We start from the raw sequence: 24,522 nt of genomic DNA on the forward strand, positions 1-24,522 counted from the left end.
CCGGCGGATGCTGAGCACCGCCCGCTCGGTGCGCTCCTCAGCGACCGTCCGGGGAGGGGCGGCGGATCAGCGGGTCGGCGCGGTACCCGGTGGCTCGGGCCGTGCGCCGAGCTGCGGCGCGCGGCGCACGGCCTGGAGCAGTGCCACCGTCAGCAGCACCAGCCCGAGGACCGGGGTGAGGGAGGCCAGCACCAGCTGACCGGTGTCGTAGGTCAGCTCCACGTCGGCCCCACCGGGCAGCGTCTCCCACGGCGCGGCGGCGACGTGGACCGCGAACAGCAGCCCGGTCGCCCGCACCGCCATCGGCACCTGCGGACGGGCCATCACCAGCGCCAGCGGCACCACCCAGACGAAGTGGTGGCCCCAGGAGACGGGGGAGGCGAGCAGGCTGGCCACCCCGAGCAGGGCGACCGCCAGACCGGTCTCGCCCCGCCGGTGCCACAGCACCGCTACCGCGACCCCCAGCGCCGCTGCGACCGCGCTCACCGCGAGCCCGGTCAGCTCGCTGCCGGGGGCCAGTCGGAAGATGCGCAACCAGGCCCCGCTGATCGACTGGTTGGCGTAGTAGATGACGCTGCCGCCGAGGCCGGACTCGCCGGAGACCAGCCGGGTCCAGAAGGCCCACGAGCTGCGCGGCATCACCAGCGCCGCCAGCAGCCCCAGCCCGAGGAAGGTGCCGAGGGCCACCGCGGCCGAGCGGCGGCGTCCGGCCAGGAACAGGTAGGGCACGGTGATCCCCGGGGTGAGCTTCAGCGCGGCTCCCAGCCCGCTCGCCCAGCCCTCCGGCAGCAGCCGGCGGCCGCCGGTCCACCGGTCCAGCAAGCGGGCGCCGGGCACCAGGTCGAGCACCACCAGGGCGACGAGGATGATGCCGAGCTGGCCGAAGGCGAGGGTCTGCTTGACCGGCTCGACCAGCAGCACCACCCCCGCGGCCGCCGGCCCGAGCGCCCACCCACGCACGTTGAACCGGTACATCACCGCGAGCAGCAGCGCCACGTTGAGCACCACCCAGCCGACCTCGACCACCGCCACCGGCAGCGCGGTCAGCGGCACCGCGAGCAGGGCCGCCAGCGGGGGGTAGAGGAAGGGCAGCTCCGAGCCCTCGTCGTAGACCGGCAGCTGCTGCAGCACCTGCCCGCCGGCGCGCAGGTAGACGCCGAGGTCGACCATCACCGAGCGCCACGGCACGATGGTGCCGCCGAAGGTGGTGGCCGCCGCCCACAGCCCGGCCACCAGCGGCAGCGCGAAGGTGGCGAGCGCGTGCCACCACCCCACCGACGTGCCCCCGGCCGGGGCCGGGACGTCGTCGGGGCGGACGGGACCGCGATCGAGGGACACCACGAGTGCAGATGCTACGGGCGCGCGGGCCGTCGCGGCTCAGAGCCAGCCGCGCAGCGTCCGTCCGACGGCGGAGTCGGCGTTGGAGCCGATCACGGTGGCGCGCAGGTCCGACAGCGACGGGTGCGCCTCGGCCATCACGTGCGGGCGCCCGGCCCACGACAGCATCGCCCGGTCGTTCGGCATGTCGCCGAAGGCGGCCACCTCGTCGGGGGTGATCCCACGCCCGGCGCACCAGTGGGCCAGCGCGCTGGCCTTGGTGACGCCGGGGGCGCTGAGCTCCAGCAGGCCGGTGCCGTCGGCGGCGGAGTGGGTGACGGTCAGCCGCTCGCCCACCACCGGACGCACCCGGGCCGACAGCTCGTCGGGGTCGAGGTCGGGCTGCTGCACCAGCAGCTTCACCGCCCCGGGGACGGCGACCAGCTCGGCGGCGGGCAGCCGGCGGACGTCCCCGGCACCGTCGCCGCGCAGGTGGTAGCCCTCGCCGACGTTGAAGGTGGCCCCCTGCTCGGTGGCGAACCGGCTGCCCGGCACGGCCTCGGCGATGTCGCGCACCACGGCGGCCAGCACCTCCGGCTCGATCGGGCTGCTGCTGAGCACCTCGTCGCGGGCGACGTCGTAGAGCATCGCGCCGTTGCTGGCGACCACCACCGAGTTGGGCAGCCCGAGGTCGGCGACCACCTGCAACCAGCGGATCGGTCGCCCGGTGGCGAAGACCACCTCGATCCCGGCCGCCAGCGCGTCGGCGACGGCCTGCCGGTTGAGGTCGGAGACGGTGCCGTCGGGGGAGAGGAAGGTGCCGTCGAGGTCGCTGACCACCAGCCGGGGACGCCAGCCCTCGGGCTCGGGGGCGGGCGTCCGCGGGCTCGCCGAGGTGTCGGGCTGGCGGTCGGTCGCGCCCTCGGGGTCGAGCTCGCCCTCGCGACCCGTCGCGGGCTCCAGCCGGCTCGTCACAGCCGTGACCTCGGGGTCGGCGACCCCGGACCGGCGGACTCGGTGGGCGTGTCACCCGGCGACGGCGAGGCCGAGCGCGACGGCGACTGGCTGGGCGAGCCATCGGTGGGGCTCGGGCTGGCCGAGTCCGACGGGCTGGCCGAGTCGGACGGGCTCGCGGAGTCGGACGGACTGGCCGACTCCGGGGACGGGGAGGCCGAGTCCGGCGGCGGGGAGCCGGACTGGGGCGAGGAGCTCTGACCGGTGGGCGGCGGCGGCGCCTGCGGCGGGTCGTCGTGGAAGATCCAGATGGCGATGAGCACGGCCAGCGCGGCCAGCAGCAGCATCAGCAGCCAGGACACGAGGATGCTCACCCACCCGGCGCGGGTGTGGCGCCCCGGCCAGGGCAGCGGCCACAGCCGGGTGAGGCCGGGGCGGACCCGGTCGATCCAGTAGTGCTGGTAGTCCGGGCCGGCGGGCCGGCCCTGCGGCGGCAGCATCGCCAGCTGGACGTCGTCGAGGATCGCGCGGGTGCCGGCCACCGCGTCCGGGCCGGTGTGCCGCAGCGCCGCCCACGGGGCGGGGGAGCCGGCCAGGGTCTGCGGGACCTCGCCCTCGGGCCGGAACCGGCGGGCCAGCCGGCCCTCGTCCTGGCCGTGCCCGCCGCGGGCGACGACGTCATCGATGTGCAGGGCGTTGACCCGTCCGGCGAACCGCTCCCGGGCGGCCAGGTCACCGGCGGCACCCTCCGACAGCAGCATCAGCAGCACGGGCGTGTCGTCGCCGTCGTGGGCGAGGTAGGTGACGCCGCTCGGCTGGGCGTTGAGCCGGGCGTCCAGCCAGAACTCGTCGACGCGGGGCGGGTCGGCCTCGGTCAGCGGGCACGCGAGCGGGCCGGTGCGGGCGCCGGCGGGCTCTTCGGGCGTCGACATCGGTCCTCATCTCATCACAGGTGCGGCTCCGGCCGACCTCCTCGGCGATCGGCGCCCATTCTGCCGTGCCGGGCAACGCGGGTCGGCCCGGTGCCCGACGGCGGGGCCGCCCGGTCCGCCCGGGCCCGATTGCGCCGTCTGCCAGAATGGGCCGGGCCCTGCCTGCACCGCGGATGGGGCACGATGGCCACCCAGCTCCCGAGGCGCCGACCACCCGGGGGGACACACACGGGAGATGATGCGTGAGTACTCCGAGCAGCATCGATCAGCTCAGCAACCAGCAGGTCTCGCAGCTCCTCGGACGGGCCATCTCGCAGGTGCAGCGGGTGATCGTCGGCCAGGAGCACATGGTCGAGCAGCTGATGGTGGGGCTGCTGGCGAAGGGGCACATCCTGCTCGAGGGCGTGCCGGGGGTGGCCAAGACGCTGGCGGTGCGCAGCTTCGCCAACGTGGTCGGCGGTGACTTCTCCCGCGTCCAGTTCACCCCCGACCTGGTGCCCTCCGACATCGTCGGCACCCGCATCTACAAGGCCAGCCAGGAGGGCTTCGACATCGAGCTCGGGCCGGTCTTCGTCAACTTCGTGCTGGCCGACGAGATCAACCGCGCCCCGGCCAAGGTGCAGTCGGCGATGCTGGAGCTGATGGCGGAGAAGCAGGTCTCCCTCGGCGGGCGGACCTACCCGGCCCCCAAGCCGTTCATCGTCATCGCCACCCAGAACCCGGTCGAGTCCGAGGGCGTGTACCCGCTGCCGGAGGCCCAGCGCGACCGCTTCCTGCTCAAGGTGGACGTCCCCTACCCGCGCGGCAACGAGGAGTTCGAGATCCTGCGGCGGATGAGCGTCACCCCGCCGGAGGCCGAGCGGGTGCTCGACCCCGACCTGGTCCGCGGCCTGCAGGACCGGGCCTCCAACATCTTCGTGCACAACCTCGTCGCCGAGTACGTGGTGCGGCTGGTGCTGGCCACCCGGACGCCGGCCGAGTTCGGGATGCCCGACCTCACCTCGGTGATCCAGATCGGCTGCAGCCCGCGCGCCACCCTCGGTCTGGTCGCCGCGTCGCGGGCGCTGGCGCTGATCCACGGCCGCGACTACGTGCTGCCCACCGACGTCCAGGCGGTCGCCCGCGACGTGATGGCGCACCGGCTGGTGCTCGGCTTCGACGCCATCGCCGACAACATCGACCCCGCCCAGGTGATCGAGCGGGTGGTCGCGATGGTGCCGCCGCCCACCCCGGTCTGGAACGAGCAGCGTCAGCCGCAGCAGGGGCGCCAGCCGCAGGCCCAGCCCGACTTCCACTGATCGTGTCGGTCCCCAGCTTCCCCCCGCCGACCGGTCCACCGGCCGGCGGCGTCCCCCCGGCCGGGCCGCCCGTGCCCGCCGGACCGCCCGCACCCACCGGGCCGCCGTCGGCGGCCGCGTCGGTGGTGGGGGTGCCCACCGCGCCGACCATCCCGCTGAGCAAGCTCGCCCCCGAGGCCGCGCTGCGCCGGCTGGAGCTGGCGATCGTGCGCCGGCTGGAGGGCTTCCTGCAGGGCGACCACCTGGGTCTGCTGCCCGGGCCCGGCAGCGACACCAACGACGCCCGGCCCTACCAGGCCGGCGAGGACGACGTCCGCAAGATCGACTGGGCCGTCACGGCCCGCACCATGGAGCCGCACGTGCGCGACACCATGGCCGACCGCGAGCTCGAGGTGTGGGCGATGCTCGACGTCACCCCGTCGATGAACTGGGGGACCGAGGGGGTCACCAAGCGCGACCTGGGGATCGCCGCCATCGCCACCATCGGCTTCCTCAGCCAGAAGCAGGGCGACCGCTTCGGCGGGATGATCATGCGTCCGGCCGAGATGCGCCGCCTGCCCGCCCGCTCGGGGCGGAGCGCCCTGTACGGCCTGCTGCGCCGGATGCTCACCGAGCCGATCGTGGCCGACCACGAGACCGGGCACCTCTCGCTGGCGGCCGGGGTGGAGGAGCTGGCGCGCACCCAGCGCCGGCGTGGGCTGCGGGTGGTGGTCTCGGACTTCCTCACCCCCGGCGACCACGAGCTCGACCCCAACGTGCAGCCGGAGTGGGAGCGCGCGATGCGCCGGCTCTCGGTGCGCAACCAGGTGCTCGCCATCGAGGTGGTGGACCGGCGCGAGCTGGAGTTCCCCGACGTCGGCGACATGCTGATCCGCGATCCCGAGACCGACTTCGAGCGCTACGTCAACACCGCCGACCCCGCCGCCCGGCAGCGGATGGACGCCGCCGCGGCCGCCCAGCGGGAACGGATCCGGATCGCCCTTCGTCGAGCGGGTGTGGGTCACATCCAGCTGCGCACCGACCGGGACTGGGTGCAGGACATCGCCCGCTTCGTGCTGGCCTACCGGCGGGTGGCGAGCATGCTGCACGCCCCGCCGCAGGGGGTGACCAAGTGAGTGACTGGATCTTCCCGCCGGCCGGGTTCGAGGTGCCCAGCCGGCTGTGGCTGCTGCTGCTCATCCCGCTGATCGTCGCGGTCTACGTGGTGGTCAGCCGGCTGCGCAACCGGCGCGGCATGCGCTACACCAACACCTCGATGCTGGAGTCGGTGGTGCCGCGGCAGTCGCAGTGGCGCCGGCACCTGGCGGTGGCGCTGTCGCTGCTCAGCCTGGTCACGCTGACGATGGCCTTCGCCCGTCCGGTGGCCCAGGCCGACGAGCCGCTGCCGCGCTCGACCATCGTCGTGGTGGTCGACGTGTCGCTGTCGATGCGGGCCACCGACGTCGAGCCGAGCCGGATCGAGGCGGCGAAGACGGCGGCCAAGGAGTTCATCGTCTCGCTGCCGGCGGAGTACAACGTGTCGGTGGTCAGCCTGTCCGGCTCGCCTGCGATCGTCATCCCGCCGACCACCGACCACGCCGCCGCCTCTCGCGCCGTGGACACCCTGCAGCTGCAGGACTCGACCGCGATCGGGGAGGCGATGATCACCGGGTTGCGGGCGCTCGAGCAGGCACCGCGCGACCCCGACGACCCCGACGCCATCGCGCCCGGGGCGATCGTGCTGCTCTCGGACGGGGAGAACACGGTGGGACGTCCGCCGCAGCAGGCCGCCGCCGAGGTGGCCGAGGCGCAGGTGCGCACCTTCACCATCGCCTACGGCACCGAGAACGGCTACGTCGACCTGGAGGGCGTCCGCGAGCCCGTGCCGCCGGACGTCGACACCATGCGCCAGATCGCCGAGCGGACCGGCGGCACCGCCTACGAGGCGGAGTCCGCCGACGACCTGAGCGAGGTGTACGCCGACGTGGCGGTGGAGTCGGGGACGAGGAAGGTCGATCAGCAGGTGACCGCGCAGTACGCTGGGTTCGGCCTGGTCTTCGCCCTGCTGGCCGCCCTCGGTGCGATCTCGCTGGGAGTGAGGTGGCCGTGATCGACTTCGCGCACCCGGACCGTCTGTGGGCCCTGGCGGCCGTGCCGCTGCTGGTGGCCCTGTACGCCTTCGGCTCCTACCGGGTGGCCCGCCGCCGCGGCGCCCGCACCGGTCTGCAGCTGGTCGTCCCGCGCGACCGCACCTGGTTGCGGCACCTGGCGGTCGCGCTGGCGCTGCTGTCGCTGGTGACGCTCACCGTGGCCTGGGCCAAGCCCACCCAGGAGGTGGAGGTGCCGAGCGAGCGCGGCACCATCGTCGTCACCATCGACGTGTCGCTGTCGATGGAGGCCACCGACGTCGAGCCGAACCGATTGGAGGCGGCCAAGGCCGCGGCCATCGAGTTCGTCGACGGGATCCCGCCCCGCTACAACGTGGCGGTGGTCTCCTTCGCCCAGACCGCGGCCATCCTGGTGCCGCCGACCACCGACCACGGGGCCGCGACGGCGGCCATCGCCAACCTGCAGCTGGCGCCGTCGACGGCCATCGGCGAGGGCATCTTCACCTCGCTCAACGCCCTGCTGCAGGTGCCGCCGGACCCGGAGAACCCCGACGAGCCGCCGCCGGCGCGGATCGTGCTGCTCTCGGACGGCAGCACCACCTACGGCCGCACCTCGGCGGAGGCGGCCGAGGCGGCCGCGGCCCAGGAGGTGCCCGTCTACACCATCGCCTACGGCACCGAGAACGGCTATGTCGAGATCAACGGCCAGCGCGAGCCGGTGCCGGTGAACCAGGCCGAGCTGCGCCAGATCGCCCAGATCTCCGGCGGTGAGGCCTACGAGGCGCGGTCGGCCGGGGAGCTGGAGACGGTCTACGAGGACATCCAGAGCTCGGTCGGCACCGAGAAGGTGCCGATGGAGTCGACCTCGCGCTACGCCGGCGCCGGTCTGGTGTTCGCCGTGCTGGCCTCGCTCGGCCTGGTCTCGCTGGCGGCACGATGGCCATGACGGAACCGACGGGCGTCTGGGAGCGCTACCAGCGGGTGCGGGCCGCGGTGGACGCCGCCGCCGAACGGGCCGGGCGCCGCCCCGAGGACGTGACGCTGCTGCCGGTGAGCAAGACCAAGCCGGTCGAGCTGGTCCGCGAGCTGCACGCCCACGGGGTCACCACGTTCGGGGAGAACAAGGTGCAGGAGGCACTCGGCAAGCACGAGCAGACCACCGACCTGCCCGACCTGCGCTGGGCGGTGATCGGGCACCTGCAGACCAACAAGGCCCGCGACGTCGCCCGCTTCGCCGCGGAGTTCCAGGCGCTGGACTCGGTCAAGGTGGCCCGCGCCCTGGAGAAGCGGTTGCAGGCCGAGGGCCGCTCGCTGGACGTCCACCTGCAGGTGAACTCCTCGGGCGAGGAGTCGAAGTTCGGGCTGCCGCCCGAGGAGGTGCCGGCCCTGGCCCACGAGCTGACCGCCTTCGACAGCCTGCGGGTGGTCGGGCTGATGACGCTGGCCGCCCCCGGCCCGGACACCGCGGTGGTGCGCGCCTGCTTCGAGCGCGTCCGCGAGCTGCAGCGCCGGCTGCTCGACGACGACCGGGCCGCCGGCAGCTACACCCAGCTGTCGATGGGCATGTCGGGCGACTTCGAGCTGGCCATCGAGTGCGGCTCCACCTGCGTCCGGGTCGGCACCGCGATCTTCGGCGAGCGGCCGCCCCAGAACGACTACCAGCACTACTGGCCCGAGCGCTGACCGCCCTCAGGTGAGGTGCCGCAGGTAGGAGTCCGGGCTGGTGAGGAACCGGCGGTGGTGGTCGACCAGCTCCAGCTCCTCCCACGAGCGCTGGTGCATCCCGTCGGCGTCGAGCTCGAGCAGTGCCGCCCCGGGCACCGCCGCCAGGACGGGGGAGTGGGTGGCCACCAGCACCTGGCTGCGGCCGTCGGCGACGAGGTCGAGCAGCGCGACCAGCAGCCGCAGCTGGGCGCTGAAGGACAACCCGGACTCCGGCTCGTCGAAGACGAAGAACCCCGGACCGTGGAAGCGTCGGGTGCCGAGCAGGTCGAAGAAGCCCTCGCCGTGGCTGCGTTCGTGGTAGCCCGCGTCCTCGGCACCGGGGTTGTGCTGCAGGTAGGAGTTGAGCCCGTGCAGCGTCTCGGCGCGGACGAAGTAGCCCCACCGGCTCGCCCCCGCACCCCTGGACAGCCGCAACGCGCCGTGCAGCGGTGACTCGGTCGGCGTGGTGGTGTGCCGGGCACCGGTGGAGCCACCTTCCGGCGACAGCCCGTAGGCCATCGCCACCGCCTCGACCAGGGTCGACTTGCCGGTGCCGTTCTCACCCACGAGGACGGTCAGCGGGCCGAGGTCGAGACCCTCGCGCACCAGCTGGGCCACCGGGGGGAGGTCGAAGGGCCAGTCGTCGTGGACGGCCTCGGGGTCGACCTCGACGCGGCGCACGGGCAGCGGGGACGTCCAGCTCATGGCCCCTTCCTACCTGACCCCCTTCCTACCTGACCGCGTGACAGGGGTGACCCCTGTTGCGGGCGGTCCCGCTGGTGCACAATGGGCATGTCCGTCCGGGACGAGGCTGCTGGGGAAGGCAAACCTCGAAGCCTGGAGGAACGATGAGCACGACCCGTGGCGTCCTGTACGTCCACTCCGCGCCGTCCGCGCTGTGCCCGCACGTCGAGTGGGCCGTGGGTGGCGTCCTCGGCATGCCCGTGGACCTGGCGTGGAGCGCGCAGCCGGCCGAGCGCGGCAGCTACCGGGCCGAGCTGTCCTGGAGCCACCCGGTCGGCACGGCCGCCAAGCTCGCCAGCGCGCTCAGGGGCTGGGAGCGGCTGCGCTTCGAGGTGACCGAGGAGCCGACCGCGAGCAGCGAGGGTGAGCGCTACTCCTGCACGCCGACGCTCGGGGTCTTCCACGCCATCACCGGCCTGCACGGCGACATCATGATCCCCGAGGACCGCATCAAGCACGCGGTGGTCACCGACGCGCTCGGACGCCGTCCGCTGCTGGAGAGCCTGGACGCCCTGCTCGGACGTCCCTGGGACGACGAGCTCGAGGTCTTCCGCCACGCCGGTGACGGCGCGCCGGTCCGCTGGCTGCACCAGGTGGTCTGAGCCCGGGTCTCGACGCGTCCGCCGCGACCGGGCCAGGATGGGCGGCATGGCAGAGACGCTGACGGGACAGCAGGTGGCCGACGCGGGGCTGGCGGACTGGCGCCAGCTGTGGATGCGGTTGTGCGCGCGGTTCGAGACGCGCGACTTCGCGACCGGGCTGGCGCTGGTGAACGCCATCGGGGCGGCCGCCGAGCAGCTGGACCACCATCCCGACCTGGATCTGCGCTACGGCCACCTCGACGTGCGGCTGATGAGCCACGACGTGCAGGGGCTGACCGAGCGCGACCTGCGGCTGGCTGCCGCCGTCTCCGGGCTGGCGGCCGACCTCGGCGTCCGGGCCCGGGTCGACCAGCTCACCTTCGTCGAGATCGGGCTGGATTCGTCCGACCTGGAGGAGGTGCGGCCGTTCTGGAAGGCCGTGCTGGGGCTGGACGACCTCCTGTTCCGGGGTGAGCCCTCGCACGACCTCATCGACTTCACCGACCAGGTGCCGAACCTGTGGTTCCAGGGCACCGAACCGCACGAGCCGCCGCGGCAGCGCTTCCACTACGACGTGCACGTCCCGCACGACCTCGCCGAGGCCCGCGTCGCCGCCGCGGTCGAGGCCGGCGGCACCCTGGTCGCCGACGAGTACGCGCCCTCGTTCTGGGTGCTCGCCGACCCCCAGGGCAACAAGGCCTGCATCTGCACGTGGCAGGACTCCGCTCCGAGGCAGGACCGCGACTGAGCTCCGCTCCGCTGCCTCCCGCACGTCCCTCCCCGGTTCGAGGTGATGTCGCACGGCCGGGCGTCCGGTATCACCTCGAACCGCGGCAGGGAGGCGGGAATCAGTCGGTGGTGGGGTCGCCGGCCTGCCAGAGGCGGGTGTAGTAGTCGAGGCGGTCGGCGTCCAGGTCGACCTGGTAGCCCTCGAGCAGCAGGTCGCGGGCGCGCGGCGGGTCGACCACGCGGTCGAAGTTCCAGCCGAGGCTGAGGACGGCTGAGGCCAGGTCGGCCCACCGGTCGCCCACCCCGAGCTGGCCGAGGTCGAGGTAGCCGGTGCAGACCGGGCGGCCGTCCGCGCCCGGGCCGAGCAGGAAGTTGGGGTTGCAGGCGTCACCGTGGCAGACCACCTCGACGTCGACCTCCGGCGTCTCGAGCACCCCGCTGACGTCGTTCTGCGGCAGGTGGGTGGCCAGCTCGGACAGCCGGTTCTCAGCCGACCAGGACCACGGGCACTCCCGGACCGGCAGCACGTCGTGCAGCCGGCGCAGCGCCCGGCCGAGCTCGACGACGGTGTCCTCGGACTGCCAGCCGGGGTCGATCGCGCTGCTGCCGGGCAGTGCCCGGGTGTGCAGCCAGCTGCTCGGACCGTGCCGCGCGTCGATGCCCGCGCCGACGTGCAGCACCTCGGGGGTGGGCAGCCACCGCCGGGCCCACACCAGCTTGTCGGCCTCCAGCCCGAGGTCGACCTCCCAGTGCTCGGGCGACCACTTGACGTACTCCACCACCGGCTCGCCGACGGCGTAGGTCAGTCCCCCGAGCCCGTTGTGCCAGACCAGCCGGTGCGGACGTCCGCCGGCCAGCTCCCGCACGGCCGCCGGTGGCCCGCCCGCCGGCTCGGGCCGGTGCGCGGCCGACTCGTCGGGCATCCCCGGGGTCACGGGTCAGAGAGGGATGTTCGTGTGCTCGCCGCGCAGCCCGTGGTCGGCCTCGCGGATGGCCGCCGCGATCGCGGAGCGGGTGGCCTCGGGGCTGACGATCTCGTCCACCACGCCGATCTCGACCGCCTTGTCCACGCCGCCGGCGATCCGCTCGTGCTCGGCGGCGAGCTCGGCCTCGACCTGGGGGCGGACGTCGTCGGGCACCTCGGCCAGCTTGCGCCGGTGCAGCACCCGCACCGCGGCCACCGGGCCCATGACGGCGATCTCGGCCCCTGGCCAGGCGAACACCTTGGTGGCGCCGAGGCAGCGGGCGTTCATGGCGATGTAGGCGCCGCCGTAGGCCTTGCGGGTCACCAGCGTCACCCGCGGCACCACCGACTCGGAGAAGGCGTGCAGCAGCTTCGCCCCCCGGCGCACCACGCCGTCCCACTCCTGGCCCACGCCGGGCAGGTAGCCGGGGACGTCCACCAGCACGACCAGCGGGATGCCGAAGGTGTCGCACATCCGCACGAACCGGGCCGCCTTCTCCGCGCTGAGGGAGTCCAGGCAGCCGCCGAGGCGGAGCGGGTTGTTGGCGATGACCCCCACGGTGCGCCCGCCGAGGCGGCCGAGCACGACGGAGATGTTGGGCGCCCAGCGGGCGTGCAGCTCGATCGCGGAGTCCTCGTCGAGCAGCCCGCCGATCAGCGGGTGGACGTCGTAGGCGCGGCGCTTGGACTCGGGCATGTACTCGGTCAGGTCGACGTCGGTCGCCTCGCCCACGGTGCCCTGGATGGCGAACAGCGTGGTCAGCTGCCGCCCCTGGGCCATCGCGTGCGCCTCGTCGTCGGCGACCACGTGCACCACCCCGGAGCGGCGGCCGTGGGTGTCGGGTCCGCCGAGGCGGAGCATGTCGACGTCCTCGCCGGTGACCGAGCGGACCACGTCGGGGCCGGTGACGAAGATGCGGCCCTCGGGGGCGAGGATCACCACGTCGGTCAGCGCCGGGCCGTAGGCGGCACCGCCGGCGGCGAAGCCGAGGACGATCGAGATCTGCGGGATCTTGCCCGAGGCGGTGGTCATGGCGTGGAAGATCCGCCCCACGGCGTGGAGCGACAGGACGCCCTCGGCCAGCCGGGCACCGCCGGAGTGCCAGATGCCGATGATCGGCACCCGGTCGGCCATCGCCCGCTCGTAGGCGCGGACGACGACGTCGCAGCCCTGCATGCCCATCGCCCCGCCCATCACCGTCGGGTCGGAGCAGAAGGCGACCACCCGGCAGCCGTTGATGGTGCCGGTGGCGGCGAGCATGCCGGAGTCGTCGTCGGGGGTGATCAGCTCGACCGAGCCCTCGTCGAGCAGGTGGGCCAGCCGGAAGTTCGGGTTGCGGGGATCCTCCTCACGGGGGACCTTGACCTTCTTGACCGGAGCTTCCCGGGTGGCTGTGCTCATGCGCTCTCTCCTGTCCGTCCGGGCGACCCGGCGGCGGCGCCGGAGGCGTCGGGGTCACGGGGGTCCGAGCTGTTCTCGTTGGTCACCAGCACGGCGACGTTGGCACCGCCGAAGCCGAAGGAGTTGTTGATCGCCGCCAGGTCCCCGTCCCCGAGCGGGCGGGTGGCGGTGGCGACGTCGATGCCCAGGTCGGGCTCGAGGGTGTCGATGTTGATGGTGCCGGGGACGGTGCGGTGGTGCAGTGCCAGCACGCTGGCCAGCGTCTCGATCGCACCGGCGCCGCCGAGCAGGTGGCCCGTCATCGACTTGGTGCCGTTGACGACCACGTGGTCGACGTCGTCCCCGAGGGCCTGGCGGATGCTCAGCGCCTCGGTGACGTCGCCCTGCGGGGTGGAGGTGGCGTGGGCGTTGATGTGCACGATGTCGCGGGGCGTGAGCCCGGCGTCGGCCAGGGCCTTGGTCATCGCCGCGGTCTGGCCGAGACCGCGCGGGTCGGGCTGGACCATGTCGTGGGCGTCGTTGGAGTAGCCGGCGCCGACGACGGTGCCGTAGACGTGGGCGCCGCGGGCCCGGGCGTGCTCGAGGCTCTCCAGCACGAGCATGGCGGCCCCCTCGGCGAGCACGAAGCCGTCGCGGTCGACGTCCCAGGGGCGGGAGGCGTGCTCGGGGTCGTCGTTGCGGCGCGAGATCGCCTGCATCTGGCCGAAGGTGGCCATGGTCAGCGGGTGCACGACACCCTCGGTGCCGCCGGCGAGCACGACGTCGGCGCGGCCGAGGCGGATCATGTCCAGGCCCTGGGCGATGGACTCGTTGCTCGACGCGCAGGCCGCCACCGGGGTGTGCACCCCGGCGCGGGCGCCGAGCCGCAGGCCGACGCTGCCGGCCGAGGCGTTGGCCATCAGCATCGGGATGGCGAACGGGCTGACCCGGCGGTGGCCCCGTTCCTTCTGGGTGTCCCAGGTGCCGAGCAGGGTCTGCATGCCCCCGATGCCGGTGGCGATGGAGACCGCCAGCCGCTCGGGGTCGACGTCGTCGCCCTTGACCGTCAGGCCGGCGTCGGCCCAGGCCTCGAGCGCGGCGACGGTGGCGAGCTGGGTGCTGCGATCCATCCGGCGGGCCTCGACCCGCTCCAGGACGGTGGTGGGCTCGACCGCCACCTCGGCGGCGACCCGCGCGGGCAGCGGCTCGGCCCACTCGTGCTGCAGCAGGTGGGTGCCGCTGCGTCCCTCGAGCAGACCTGCCCACGTGGTGGCGACGTCCCCGCCCAGCGGGGTGGTCGCACCCAGCCCGGTGACGACGACGGTTCGGCTGCTCATGGCGGGTTCTCCTGTGCGGTGACGGTGTGGTGGTGGAGGAGCGGCTCGCCGGTCGCCCCGGGACGGGACGACCGGCCGCGGCGGTCAGGCGTTGGCGCGCTCGATGTAGGCGACGGCGTCGCCGACGGTGCGGAGGTTCTTGGCCTCCTCGTCGGGCACCTGCACGTCGAACTCGTCCTCGACGGCGACGATGATCTCGACCATCGACAGCGAGTCGACGTCCAGGTCGTCGGTGAACGACTTGTCGAGCTGGACGTCGTCGGCGTTGACCCCGGCGACCTGGTTGACGATCTCGGCGAGCTTGCCGCGGATCTCTTCGGTGGTGGCCATCTGGCCCTCCTTCATCTTCTTGGTGAGGAACTCGGCGGTGAGGGTGTGTGTCGGCTGACACGCCGTCGGAGTCGACGGGAGCTTGCTCAGGTGCGCCCTAGGGCAGGACGACCACCTGTCCGGCGTAGACCAGCCCGGCACCGAACCCGATGATGAGCGCGGTCTGGCCCGAGCGGATCGCGCCCTCAGCGTAGAGGGCCTCCATCGCCAGCGGGATCGACGCCGCCGAGGTGTTGCCCTGCTCGGTGATGTCGTGGGAGACCACCACGTCCTCGGGCAGCCCGAGCGCGCGGGTCATCGCCGAGGTGATCCGGTCGTTGGCCTGGTGCGGGATGAAGACGTCGAGCTGGTCGGCGCTCAGCCCGGCCCGGTCGAGGGCCTCCTGGGCCTTGGCGGCCACGGTGTAGGAGGCCCACTTGAAGACCTCGCGGCCCTCCATCCGCAGCTTGGGGAAGACCGAGTCGCCCTCGCGGGGCTCGCCGTGCGGGCCGAGCACCTCGTCCCAGGCCTGGGTCTGCACGATGGTGCCGGCCTTCTCGCCGTCCGAACCCCACACCACCGGGCCGATGCCGGGGGTGTCGCTCGGGCCGATCACCGCCGCACCGGCGCCGTCGGCGAAGATGAACGCCGAGGCGCGGTCGTTGCGGTCGGTGATGTCGCTGAGCCGCTCGACGCCGATGGCCAGCACGTAGCGGGCCGTGCCGGTGCGGATCATCGAGTCGGCCATCGCGGTGGCGTAGCAGAACCCCGCGCAGGCGGCGGAGATGTCGAAGGCGGCAGCCCCGGCCGCCCCGAGGTCGTGGGCGATCAGCGGGGCGATGGCCGGGGTCTGGTGCAGGTGGGTGACCGTCGAGACGATCACGCAGTCGATGTCGGCCGGGTCGACCCCGGAGCGCTCGATCGCCTTGCGGGAGGCCTCGGTGCCCATCATCGCGATGGTCTCGTCCGGGCCGGCCCAGCGCCGCTGGGTGATCCCGGACCGGGTGCGGATCCACTCGTCGGTGGAGTCGATCATGGTGCAGATCTCGGCGTTGTCGACGATCCGCCGGGGACGGTAGCCCCCGATCCCGAGCAGGCGGGAGGACGGGGCGCCCTGCGACTGCTGCAGCCGCGGCGCGGGAGAGGCAGGGCTCACCGGTTCACCTCGGCGGCGGCCAGCGTCTCGACGGTCGGGTGCAGACGCAGCAGCGGCTGGCCGGGGGAGACGGGATCGCCGTCCTCCACCAGCCACTCCACCACCACGCCGCCGTGCGGTGCGCTGACGGGGATCTCCTCGCGCAGGTTCGCCACGGTGCCGACGGTCGCCAGCGGGGGCAGCACCTCGTCGACGTCCACACCCTCGGTGCGGACGAACTCGCCCTTGCCGGGGGAGACCACGAGCCGCCAGGTGGGGTTGGCGTGCTGGCCGTTGGCCACCTGGTCGGCGCCGTGCTTGCGGACGAAGTCGAGGGCGTCGGGGATCTGGTCGGGGGTGTTCAGCGCGAAGACCTCGACGCCCTTGAGGTTGCGCTTGGCGATCCCGGTGAGGGTGCCGGCCGGGGGCACCTCGAGCAGACCGGTGACGCCGAGGTCGGCCATGGTCTGCAGGCAGAGGTCCCAGCGGACCGGGTTGGCGACCTGGCCGACGATGCGGCGCAGCACCTCCCGTCCGTCGGCGACGACCTGGCCGTCGGCGTTGGACAGCAGCCGGGTACGCGGGTCGTGGGTGCTGATGGCGCGGGACAGCCGCTCCAGGTGGGCGACGGCGGGGGCCATGTGCTCGGTGTGGAAGGCGCCGGCGACGCTGAGCGGGACCAGCCGTGCGCCGGCGGGCGGGTCGGCCTTGAGGGCGTCGAGCTGCTCGACGGTGCCGGCGGCGACGACCTGGCCGGTGCCGTTGTGGTTGGCCGCGGTCAGTCCGTGGCGGGCGAGGGCGGCCAGGACCTCGTCGGGATCGCCGCGGAGCACGGCCGTCATCGAGGTGGGGCGGACGGCGCTGGCCTCGGCCATCGCGCGGCCGCGCTCACGGACGAGCACCATCGCCTGCTCGGCGCGGATGACGCCGACCCCGGCGGCGGCGGTCAGCTCACCGACGGAGTGCCCGGCGGCGACGCCGATGAAGCCGAAGGCGTCGGCCGGGTGCGGGAAGAGCTGCAGCGAGGCGAGCAGGCCGGAGGCCACCAGCAGCGGCTGGGCGACCGCGGTGTCGCGGATCGTCTCGGCGTCGGCCTCGGTGCCGTAGTGGACGAGGTCGAGCCCGGCGACGGCCGACAGCCAGGTCAGCCGGTCGGCGAAGGCGGGTTCGGACAGCCACGGCTTGAGGAACCCCGGGGTCTGGGCGCCCTGGCCGGGCGCGACGATGGCGAGCACAGATCCACACTGGTCGATCCGGCCCGCGGAGTCGCGGAGGGACATCACGAAGATGTCACGGAGACTTTGTCCGAACCCTACAAACCGCTCTGCACCGTGCCGGTCAGCGCTCGGCCTGGGGCCAGACGTACTCGAGGTCGTCGGGGACGTCGGGGAACAGCGGGCGGTAGTGCGCCGGGTCCTTGGAGACCAGCTTGGAGCGGTGGGAGCGGTGGATCTCCTCCCGGCCGAGCCAGACCGGCGCGGGGAAGTCGTGCTGCTCCCACAGCAGCAGGTCGTTGCTGTCGGGATCGGCCAGGGAGGGGCGGCTGATCTCGGCCAGCGTCGAGTCCCAGCAGGTGTCGGTGAACCCTCGGGCGCGCCACTCGGTGCACACCGCCAGCTGGTAGGCCAGCAGCGAGGGCCGCCGCCAGGTCCACATCTTCGCCACCCGGTGGTGGCGCCAGCCGTAGCCCTCGATGGTGAGCGCGCGCATCACCTGCAGCGTCTCCACCCGCTGCTTGCCCAGCCGCTTGACGTCGAGCACCCGCGCGCTGGCGGTGAAGTCGGCGTAGGGGAGGAAGGTCTGCACCCGTCCACGCTACGTCGCGGACCGATCGCGGTCGTCGGACCCCTGGTGATTGTGGCCGTTGGACACGGTGGTGGGCGGAGACGACGCGGTCGGTGCAGCACCACTGCCCTGCCGGCAGCTCGCAGCTGACGGCAGGGTGCGGTGTGCGGCCGGACGGGAAGCGGTGAGGTGTGCTGCTCGCGGCAGGTACGGGGCTGCAGGGGACGGGCGCGAGCCGGGTCGGTCAGAACGGCGGTGCTGATCCGACTGCACCGGCCGCGTCGCCGACTGGTGGCGCCGGGGCTCGGTCGCGCTCCCAGGGCAGGCGACCGCGGAGGCGGCGCGATGGGCCGAGGGCGGCCGGGATGCTGGTGCTCAGAGGTTCCGCTCGGGATGGCCAGTCACCGGGCGATGGTGCCGGTGGGCGGGGGTGGCCCAGGTCGGTGGTGCCGCCGTCACGGTCGCGGCGGTAGCGGTACCCGTGCGGGCTGCTCCAGAGGTAGGAGCGGGTGCCCACCACCCGGTAGCGCCAGCCCGCGTGGGTCTTGAGGTTGTGGTGCACCCGGCAGAGCGGCGCGCCGTTGGCGGTGGACGTTGCACCACCCGCGGCGAAGGCGACGACGTGGTCGTGGTCGACCGACCAGCCGGTCTCCTCCGAGCCGACCCCACGCCGGTACGGGTGCGCCGGCCAGGTGCAGTAGGGGAACACGCAGGTCCGGTCGCGCAACGCGATCTTCTCCCGCATCGCGGTGGTGAAGGGGTGGGCCTCCGTCGCGTCCTCGGCCGCTAGGTCGATGACTGGCTTCACCGTGACCCGGCGCCGGGCCGTCCGCACCACTCCCTCACCTGGTCGGCGGTGACGGGCGTGCCGGTGTTCTCCACCTGCCCCGGCTCCGCCGGCCCGGCGACGGCAGCGGCGGAGAGGTGCACGTACAGCACGACGCGTTCGACGGCACGTGCCGCGCCCTCCCGAGCCGCCGGGGTGTCGCCGTCGGCCTCGGCGAGCAGGAGGTCGAGTGCCGGCTGGCGGCGGGCGAGGTCGCCGGCGGCGCGGGAGCGGCGGACGTCGAGGGAGTCGGTGCAGCCGAGCCGGGCGAGCGCGGTCGCGCCCTCGCCGACGGCGGTGTCGAGGGCGACGGCGTCCAGCTGGTCGAGCCGGCCGAAGACGGTCGAGATGCCCTGCCGGGCGCCGGTGGTGTCGTGCTCGACCCGGAAGCACCGGGAGTCGGCGGCCTGCTGGCGGCGCTCCTCGGCCTCGGCGGGCATGAAGCGGAGGAGGGCGGTCTCGACCAGGCGCTCCAGCTGCGTGAGCCCGATGCGACCGACCACACCAGCGACCTGGGCGTCGACGAATCCGGCGGCCTCGGCGGTGAGCGACATGATGCGCTCGGCGACCTGGCGGGCCTGCCACGCGGGAACCCCGCCGTCCTGCACGAGGGCCCACAGCCGGGGAAGCCGGTGGCGCAGCTCCAGCGCCTGCCCGATCAGCCGCTCGCCGGACCCGGTCGACAGCCCGAGCGAGGCAGCCCACTCGGCCACCGCATCGACCGCGACCTCGGGCGTGCCGGCCCCGGCCAGCGGGATCCCGGTCGCCCGGCCGCCGTCGCTGCGGCCGGCGGCCAGCCACGGCTCGACCGGGGGGTGCAGGTCGGCCCAGACCGCGGCCTGCTCGAGCAGCGCGGCCTCGGCGGCCAGCGCCACCGAGCGCAGCTCGCGCGCGCGGACCAGCACTCCTGCCGGGGTCGGGCCTGCCGTCGTCGTCATGGAGAACACGCTACGGATCGGGTCTGACAGTCTTTCGATGGCGTGTGCGAATGAGCTGATGGTCACCGACTCCTGACCGGCCCGTCCGTCACCGCCCGAACAAGGCTCGCGGCGTCGCGGGCGGTCAGCGCTGCAGGCGGCCGAGGGTGAGGGCGATGCGGAGGGTGTAGGCCTCGCGAGGGTCGGTGGGGCTGAAGCCGGTCACCTGCTGCACGCGCTTCAGGCGGTAGCGCACGGTGTTGGGGTGCACGAACAGCGCCCGGGCGGTGGCCTCCATGGAGGAGCCCTGGTCGAGGAAGGCGGTGAGGGTCTCCAGCAGCTCGCCGTTGATCGCGGCCAGGGGTGCGTAGACCTCGGTGGCCAGGGCGCGGCGGGCGTGCCCGTCCCCGGCCAGGGCGCGCTCGGGCAGCAGGTCCGAGGCCCCCACCGGCCGGGGCGCGGACGGCCACGCCGGCGCCGCGCGTAGACCCGACAAGGCGGCCCGGGCCGACCGGGACGCCTCCACCAGGTGCTCCACCGGCGGCCCGACGACGATCGGCCCCGGCCCGAACGGACCGACGAGATGGGTGGCGGCGGCGACGGCGGCATCCTGGTCGTCCAGCGCCGCCCCGCCGAGGACCACCACCAGCCGTTCACCCTGGACGGCCGCCAGCGAGTCGAGCCCGCGCTGGCGCGCCAGCCGCCGGACGTCCTCCAGCGCGGAGGTGCCCGCGTCCTCGTCCGCCGGTCCGATCATCACCACCACCGACTGGGTGGAGCGCCAGCCCAGCGTCGAGGCCCGCGACAGCACCGTCTCGTCGGTGTCGCCACGCAGCACCGAGTCGACCACCAGGGCCTCCAGCCGGGCGTCCCAGGCCCCGCGCATCTCCGCCGCCCGGGCGTACACCTCGGCCGCGGCGAAGGCGACCTCACGGCTGTACTGGGTGATGGCCACCTGCAGGTGTGCGCGGTCACCGCGGGGCATCACCTGCTGCAGCTGCTCCTCGACGGCCTCGATCGTGGTGCGCACCAGCTCCACCGTCTGCTGCAGCGAGATCGCCCGGGCCAGCGCCCGCGGCGCGTGGCCGAAGATGTCGGCGCCGGTGGCCGAGCCGTCCGGGTCGCCGAACCACTGCACGAAACCGTCGATGCCGGCCTGGGCCACCAGCGTGATCCAGGAGCGCTTGTCGGCGTCCAGCTCGGCGAACCAGGGGTGGCGCAGCTCCATCTCGGCGACCGCAGCCGTGGTCATCTGGCCCGACGCCGCCGACAGCCGTCGGGCGATCGCCGTCCGGGTCCGCGGCGAGGGGCCACCGCGCTCACCCGCCCGTCCGCTCGCCATGGGCAGCGACCCTACTGCTCCAGCGACAGCCCCACCCAACGCCGCAGCGCCTCGACCGTGCCGAGGGTGGCGGCGTCGACGTCGACCCAGCCGGGCATGGGCCGGTCCTTCATCAGCGCCGGACGCGCGCCCGGCCAGCCCAGCGCCTCCTGGTAGCGCTCCGGTCCGGTGCGCACCAGCAGCCCGCCCGCGCCGCCCACCCCGACCCGCAGCTTCTCCCCGACCATGAAGCAGCGGTAGCCGAACATCCGCACCTCCCGGACGTCCTCGTGCCCCGCCAGCGTCGCCCGGACCCGGTCCTCCAGCTCCTCCACGGCCCCATCGTGGCCCACCTGCGGCCGGCGTGACAGGGTGTGGCCGGAAGCGAGGTGGCGATGGCGGTGCTCCGACGGGCCCGTCCGCGCACCGACGGCCCGACGCTGGTGGCTGTGGTGCTGTGGCGGACGCTGGTCGCCTGCTGCGCCTGGGCCGGGGTGCTGCTCAGCCTGGTGCCCGGCGGCTGGGAGACCCTGCGCTACTTCACCGTGGTGTCCAACCTCTGCGGCGCGGTCGCAGTCACCGCCGCGCTGCTCACCCCGGCCGTGCTGCGCGGCGCGTCCGAGACCCGCTGGGGCGTGCTCCGCGGGGCGGCGACCACCTACCTGACCATCACCCTGCTCGTGCACGCCAGCCTGCTCGGCGGCGGCTACCCGACCACGGGCGGTCTCCTCACCCACCTGCTCACCCCGCTGCTCCTGATCGCGGACTGGCTGCTGGTCGGCCGCAACCAGCACCTGCCGTGGTGGACGCCGCTGGCCTGGCTGGTGGTGCCGGTCGGCTACCTGGTCGGCTACGTCGCCGGGGGAGAGGCCCTCTACGCTTTCCTCGACCCGACCGCGCGGGACTTCGGCGACTGGGTGCTCGTGCTCACCGCGGCCTTCCTCTGCACCGGCTACCTGTGGTGGGGTGTGGGCCGGTTGCGGGCGCTGCGCTGGCCACCTCCGGTGGTGGCCGGCGACGGCCGTCCCGTGCCGGTGACCCGGTCGTCGACAAGGGAGGAGTGAGCATGGACCCGGTGCTGGCCCTGCGCGAGATCGGCTTCCTGCTCGAACGCAGCCGCGCCGACACCCACCGCGTGAAGGCCTACCGCCGGGCCGCGACGACGGTGGAGGCGATGCCGGCCGAGGAGCGGTCCCGCCGCCAGCGCGAGGGCTCCTGGTCGCAGGTGCCCGGTCTCGGACCCAAGACGGTGGCGGTCGTCACCCAGGCGCTCGCCGGACGAGTCCCGGACTACCTCGCCGGGCTGCGCGAGCAGAAGACGCCGCTGGCCACCGGCGGGGAACGGGTCCGCGAGGCGGTCCGCGGTGACCTGCACTGCCACTCCGACTGGTCCGACGGCGGCAGCCCGCTGGAGGAGATGATGATCACCGCGCAGTCGCTCGGGCACGAGTACTGCGCGATCACCGACCACTCCCCGCGGCTGCGGGTGGCTCGCGGGCTGACCGCCGACCGGCTGCGCGAGCAGATGGACGTCGTCGACTCCATCAACGAGGCGCTGGCCCCGTTCCGGGTGCTCAAGGGCATCGAGGTCGACATCCTCGAGGACGGCACCCTCGACCAGGACCCCCACCTGCTCGGCGAGCTGGACGTGGTCGTCTCCAGCGTGCACTCCAAGCTGCGCTCGGACTCCGAGACGATGACCCACCGGATGGTCACCGCCATCGCCAACCCGCGCACCAACGTGCTGGGCCACTGCACCGGCCGGCTGATCGAGGGGGAGCGGGGCACCCGGCCGCCGTCGACCTTCGACGCCGAGGTGGTCTTCGAGGCCTGCCGGCAGTTCGACGTCGCGGTCGAGATCAACTCCCGGCCCGAACGCTGCGACCCGCCCGACGAGCTGCTCGCGCTGGCGGTCGAGACCGGGTGCCTGTTCTCCATCGACACCGACGCCCACGCCCCCGGCCAGCTCGACTTCCAGGCCTACGGCTGCGCCCGGGCCGAGGCGGCCGGCGTCCCGCTGGAGCGGATCATCAACACCTGGCCGGTCGAGGAGCTGCTCGCCTGGACCCGCGGCTGACGAGCCCGGACGGGCTCAGCGCAGCGCGCCCAGCCGCGCCGGCAGGTCCGGCTCGACCGCCCCGTAGCCCGTCGAGGCCCACGGCTCGGCCCCCGAGCGGTGGAAGTGCACCGGATCGCCGTCCGGGCCGGGCAGGTCGAGCATCGCCGGCTCCCGGCCCGCGTCCAGCTCGTCGGCGCAGCGCCGGCAGCACGGCACCGCCCGACCCTCGAAGGTGCGCTGCTCGGTGCCGCGAGTGTGCTCGGGGTGGAACCAGCAGCCCTCCGTCGGCTCGAACGGCCGCAACGCGGTGGCGGCGGCCGCGGCCTCGGAGCCGCGGCGGGCCAGCACCCAGGCGCCCAGGTGGTCGGCCGGACGGGTCGAGCCGTCCACCAGCTGTTCGGCCGCCGCGGCGTGCTGGCGGGCCGCCTCCGCCGCCGGGCTCGCCGCCGCGGTGGGGCCGAGGAAGCGCAGCGTGCGCTGCAGGTTGCCCAGCTCGTAGCGGGCCGAACGCAGCCAGCCCTCCGCCACCCCGGAGCCGAGGGGCTCCGGCGCACGCGGGACCAGTCCGCCGCGCGCCGGCTCGGGCGGCCCGGGCGGGGATGGGGTGCCCGGCCTCTCGGACCGGTCCGACCCGAGGGCCGCGGCAGGCGGGGAGGCGGTCGGAGCGCTCGAGGAGGCAGCAGCGCCGGACGAGGAGCCCGCGGTGGCCGGCGCAGCGGTGGTCGGGCGGGCCTCGGCGGCCTCCGCACGGCGCCGGGCCCGGTCCACCGGCGCGGGAGGCCGCGAGGAGCCGGTCCTGCGGGCCCACGGGAGGGCCAGCAACCAGCCGACCGGGAAGGCGGGGGCGGCCGCCAGTGCGCCCAGGAAGGCGCCGATGGTCAGGGCCTCACCCGGGTCCTCGCCGAGCAGCGGGTGGTAGGGCGAGCCCGCCGGTCGGTAGTCGTCCAGGGCCTCGGGCCCGATCGTGTCGAGGACCTCCGCGGTGAAGGTCTCCGGGTCGGCCTCGGTCGACCACGAGCTGCCGCCCGCGACGCCGCCCTCGAGGCGGTAGGCGAAGCCGTCCACCTCGTCGGGGCTGGCGCTGACGTAGAGGGCGGGGTCGCCGAGGGCGTGTGCCGTCAGCTCCAGGCCGTCGGTGCCCTGGGTGGGGTACCAGACGGCGACCCGCACCGGCACCGGGGCGGCTGCGGCGGCGTCCTCGATGCGGCGCAGCTGGTCGGCACCGAGCCAGCCCTCGAGGTCGGCCGAGACGTGCACCTGCCTGCCGGAGCGGAAAGTCTCCGCAGCGGCTGCCTCCTGCTCGCCCGGTCGCGGCAGCGGGGGCACCTGCGGGGTGAGCAGGGCGAAGGTGAGGACGCCGGCGGCGGGCAGGGCCGCCAGCCCCAGCACGGTGCCGAGCACGGCGACGACCGGACGTCCGGGCAGCCCGGCCCGGCGGCGGGCCCGACGCAGGTGGACGGCCACCCCGAGCAGCAGCCCGCCCAGCGCCAGCGGCACGCCCACCGTGGTGCCGGCGCGCAGCTCGAGCGCCTCGAGGTGGTCCTCCAGGTCGCCGGGGAAGGCCCAGGGCACGATCCGCCCCAGGTCGTCACGGCCGAGCGCCTCCACGGCGTCGCCGCCCTCGACCACCGCGCGCAGGCCGAGGTAGACCCGCAGCGCCTCGGCGCCGGTGTAGTCGGTGATGTCGTAGAAGTGGGAGCTGCCTGCGTAGAAGTCGCTGCGCACCTGCTGGTCGACCCCGAAGACCTGCACCTCGCGGTGGCCGATGATCGACTCGGCAGTCTCACCGAAGGAGAGCACGTACAACCCGGGGCCGAGCTCGGCGGAGAGACGGACCGCGAGCCGCTCGGCGGTGCGGGGGTCGTACTCCGGCAGCTCCTGGTCCTGGGGCAGCAGGTCCATCACCACGTACACCGGCACCGGTGCCCGGTCGGTGAGCTCGGTCAGCGCCGCGTCCACCTGCGCGGTGGCACCCAGGCCCATCATGGTGTTGACCTGCACCGGGTCCTGGCGCAGCCGCTGGACCAGCTCCTCCAGCGTCCGCGGCGGAGGGGCCGCCGTGGCCGGCACCGCCAGCCCCCAGGTGGCGAGCAGCAGCACCAGCACCAGCACGACCCGACGTCCCACGACCCTCCTCAGCTC

Annotated in this window: 23 protein-coding genes and 2 pseudogenes; 9 read left to right on the plus strand and 16 right to left on the minus strand. The window is 74.1% G+C overall.

Features of this window, described 5'->3' with window-relative positions; all coding sequences use genetic code 11:
- Positions 1-66: 66 nt before the first annotated feature.
- The 3 genes from DT076_RS11020 to DT076_RS11030 are packed head-to-tail and all read right to left on the minus strand — an operon-like array spanning position 67 to position 3,203.
- On the minus strand, positions 67-1,341 hold the full coding sequence (locus DT076_RS11020) for a glycosyltransferase 87 family protein (protein WP_114126728.1): 1,275 nt from the start codon (positions 1,339-1,341) through the stop codon (positions 67-69).
- 36 nt (positions 1,342-1,377) lie between these two features.
- On the minus strand, positions 1,378-2,292 hold the full coding sequence (locus DT076_RS11025; protein ID WP_114126729.1) for an HAD family hydrolase: 915 nt from the start codon (positions 2,290-2,292) through the stop codon (positions 1,378-1,380).
- Positions 2,289-3,203, minus strand: coding sequence for a hypothetical protein (locus DT076_RS11030; RefSeq protein WP_114126730.1), 915 nt, complete (start codon positions 3,201-3,203; stop codon positions 2,289-2,291). The genes DT076_RS11025 and DT076_RS11030 overlap by 4 nt, the downstream gene beginning before the upstream one ends.
- 293 nt (positions 3,204-3,496) lie before the next feature.
- Between DT076_RS11030 and DT076_RS11035 the strand changes: the two are divergent.
- The 5 genes and pseudogenes from DT076_RS11035 to DT076_RS11055 all read left to right on the plus strand — a co-directional run.
- A pseudogene (locus tag DT076_RS11035) lies at positions 3,497-4,501 on the plus strand (AAA family ATPase); the annotation flags it as partial.
- Positions 4,502-4,623: 122 nt separating this feature from the next.
- On the plus strand, positions 4,624-5,616 hold the full coding sequence (locus tag DT076_RS11040; RefSeq protein ID WP_407642724.1) for a DUF58 domain-containing protein: 993 nt from the start codon (positions 4,624-4,626) through the stop codon (positions 5,614-5,616).
- Positions 5,613-6,590: a VWA domain-containing protein gene (locus tag DT076_RS11045; protein WP_233493876.1), complete on the plus strand. Its 978-nt coding sequence runs from the start codon at positions 5,613-5,615 to the stop codon at positions 6,588-6,590. The genes DT076_RS11040 and DT076_RS11045 overlap by 4 nt, the downstream gene beginning before the upstream one ends.
- Positions 6,581-7,534, plus strand: a complete 954-nt coding sequence (locus tag DT076_RS11050; protein WP_233493877.1) for a VWA domain-containing protein — start codon at positions 6,581-6,583, stop codon at positions 7,532-7,534. The genes DT076_RS11045 and DT076_RS11050 overlap by 10 nt, the downstream gene beginning before the upstream one ends.
- Positions 7,531-8,271, plus strand: a complete 741-nt coding sequence (locus DT076_RS11055) for a YggS family pyridoxal phosphate-dependent enzyme (protein WP_199539122.1) — start codon at positions 7,531-7,533, stop codon at positions 8,269-8,271. The genes DT076_RS11050 and DT076_RS11055 overlap by 4 nt, the downstream gene beginning before the upstream one ends.
- 6 nt (positions 8,272-8,277) lie before the next feature.
- On the opposite strand, the gene DT076_RS11060 is transcribed toward DT076_RS11055, so the two are convergent.
- A complete protein-coding gene (locus DT076_RS11060) occupies positions 8,278-8,997 on the minus strand; it encodes an AAA family ATPase (RefSeq protein ID WP_114126733.1) in 720 nt (239 codons plus the stop codon).
- Positions 8,998-9,140: 143 nt separating this feature from the next.
- Here DT076_RS11060 and DT076_RS11065 point away from each other — a divergent pair, with 143 nt between their 5' ends.
- Both DT076_RS11065 and DT076_RS11070 read left to right on the plus strand, forming a co-directional pair.
- Complete coding sequence (locus tag DT076_RS11065) at positions 9,141-9,638, plus strand: DUF3145 domain-containing protein (protein WP_114126734.1); 498 nt, start codon at positions 9,141-9,143, stop codon at positions 9,636-9,638.
- 46 nt (positions 9,639-9,684) lie between these two features.
- Complete coding sequence (locus tag DT076_RS11070; protein WP_199539123.1) at positions 9,685-10,365, plus strand: 4a-hydroxytetrahydrobiopterin dehydratase; 681 nt, start codon at positions 9,685-9,687, stop codon at positions 10,363-10,365.
- A gap of 100 nt (positions 10,366-10,465) precedes the next feature.
- Here DT076_RS11070 and DT076_RS11075 read toward each other — a convergent pair whose 3' ends face one another.
- The 11 genes and pseudogenes from DT076_RS11075 to DT076_RS11125 all read right to left on the minus strand — a co-directional run bounded on the left by DT076_RS11075 (position 10,466) and on the right by DT076_RS11125 (position 20,656).
- A complete protein-coding gene (locus DT076_RS11075; protein WP_199539124.1) occupies positions 10,466-11,281 on the minus strand; it encodes a phosphotransferase in 816 nt (271 codons plus the stop codon).
- A 3-nt stretch (positions 11,282-11,284) separates the two neighbouring features.
- A complete protein-coding gene (locus DT076_RS11080; protein WP_114126737.1) occupies positions 11,285-12,712 on the minus strand; it encodes an acyl-CoA carboxylase subunit beta in 1,428 nt (475 codons plus the stop codon).
- 65 nt (positions 12,713-12,777) lie between these two features.
- Positions 12,778-14,028 (minus strand): annotated as a pseudogene (locus tag DT076_RS11085) (beta-ketoacyl-[acyl-carrier-protein] synthase family protein); the annotation flags it as partial.
- Between the two features lie 84 nt (positions 14,029-14,112).
- Positions 14,113-14,358: an acyl carrier protein gene (locus DT076_RS11090; RefSeq protein WP_114126739.1), complete on the minus strand. Its 246-nt coding sequence runs from the start codon at positions 14,356-14,358 to the stop codon at positions 14,113-14,115.
- Between the two features lie 97 nt (positions 14,359-14,455).
- Positions 14,456-15,493: a beta-ketoacyl-ACP synthase III gene (locus DT076_RS11095; protein ID WP_114126740.1), complete on the minus strand. Its 1,038-nt coding sequence runs from the start codon at positions 15,491-15,493 to the stop codon at positions 14,456-14,458.
- Positions 15,490-16,707: an acyltransferase domain-containing protein gene (locus DT076_RS11100; RefSeq protein WP_114126741.1), complete on the minus strand. Its 1,218-nt coding sequence runs from the start codon at positions 16,705-16,707 to the stop codon at positions 15,490-15,492. The genes DT076_RS11095 and DT076_RS11100 overlap by 4 nt, the downstream gene beginning before the upstream one ends.
- Before the next feature lie 103 nt (positions 16,708-16,810).
- On the minus strand, positions 16,811-17,278 hold the full coding sequence (locus DT076_RS11105) for an MSMEG_6728 family protein (RefSeq protein ID WP_114126742.1): 468 nt from the start codon (positions 17,276-17,278) through the stop codon (positions 16,811-16,813).
- A 223-nt stretch (positions 17,279-17,501) separates the two neighbouring features.
- Positions 17,502-18,065, minus strand: coding sequence for an HNH endonuclease signature motif containing protein (locus DT076_RS11110; protein ID WP_147264127.1), 564 nt, complete (start codon positions 18,063-18,065; stop codon positions 17,502-17,504).
- Complete coding sequence (locus DT076_RS11115) at positions 18,062-19,021, minus strand: DUF222 domain-containing protein (RefSeq protein WP_147264128.1); 960 nt, start codon at positions 19,019-19,021, stop codon at positions 18,062-18,064. The genes DT076_RS11110 and DT076_RS11115 overlap by 4 nt, the downstream gene beginning before the upstream one ends.
- Before the next feature lie 124 nt (positions 19,022-19,145).
- Entirely contained in the window at positions 19,146-20,342 is a 1,197-nt protein-coding gene (locus tag DT076_RS11120) for a PucR family transcriptional regulator (protein WP_114126745.1), read from the minus strand.
- Positions 20,343-20,353: 11 nt separating this feature from the next.
- On the minus strand, positions 20,354-20,656 hold the full coding sequence (locus tag DT076_RS11125) for a TfoX/Sxy family protein (protein WP_114126746.1): 303 nt from the start codon (positions 20,654-20,656) through the stop codon (positions 20,354-20,356).
- Positions 20,657-20,695: 39 nt separating this feature from the next.
- Between DT076_RS11125 and DT076_RS11130 the strand changes: the two genes are divergently transcribed.
- Entirely contained in the window at positions 20,696-21,385 is a 690-nt protein-coding gene (locus DT076_RS11130) for a Pr6Pr family membrane protein (protein ID WP_147264129.1), read from the plus strand.
- Between the two features lie 2 nt (positions 21,386-21,387).
- The gene (locus tag DT076_RS11135) at positions 21,388-22,398 is read left to right on the plus strand and encodes a PHP domain-containing protein (RefSeq protein ID WP_114126748.1); all 1,011 of its coding nucleotides are present in this window, start codon (positions 21,388-21,390) and stop codon (positions 22,396-22,398) included.
- A 15-nt stretch (positions 22,399-22,413) separates the two neighbouring features.
- Here DT076_RS11135 and DT076_RS11140 read toward each other — a convergent pair whose 3' ends face one another.
- Complete coding sequence (locus DT076_RS11140; protein ID WP_114126749.1) at positions 22,414-24,507, minus strand: hypothetical protein; 2,094 nt, start codon at positions 24,505-24,507, stop codon at positions 22,414-22,416.
- Positions 24,508-24,522 lie beyond the last annotated feature (15 nt).

This window comes from Desertihabitans brevis, assembly GCF_003327535.1.
GTDB lineage: Bacteria > Actinomycetota > Actinomycetes > Propionibacteriales > Propionibacteriaceae > Desertihabitans > Desertihabitans brevis.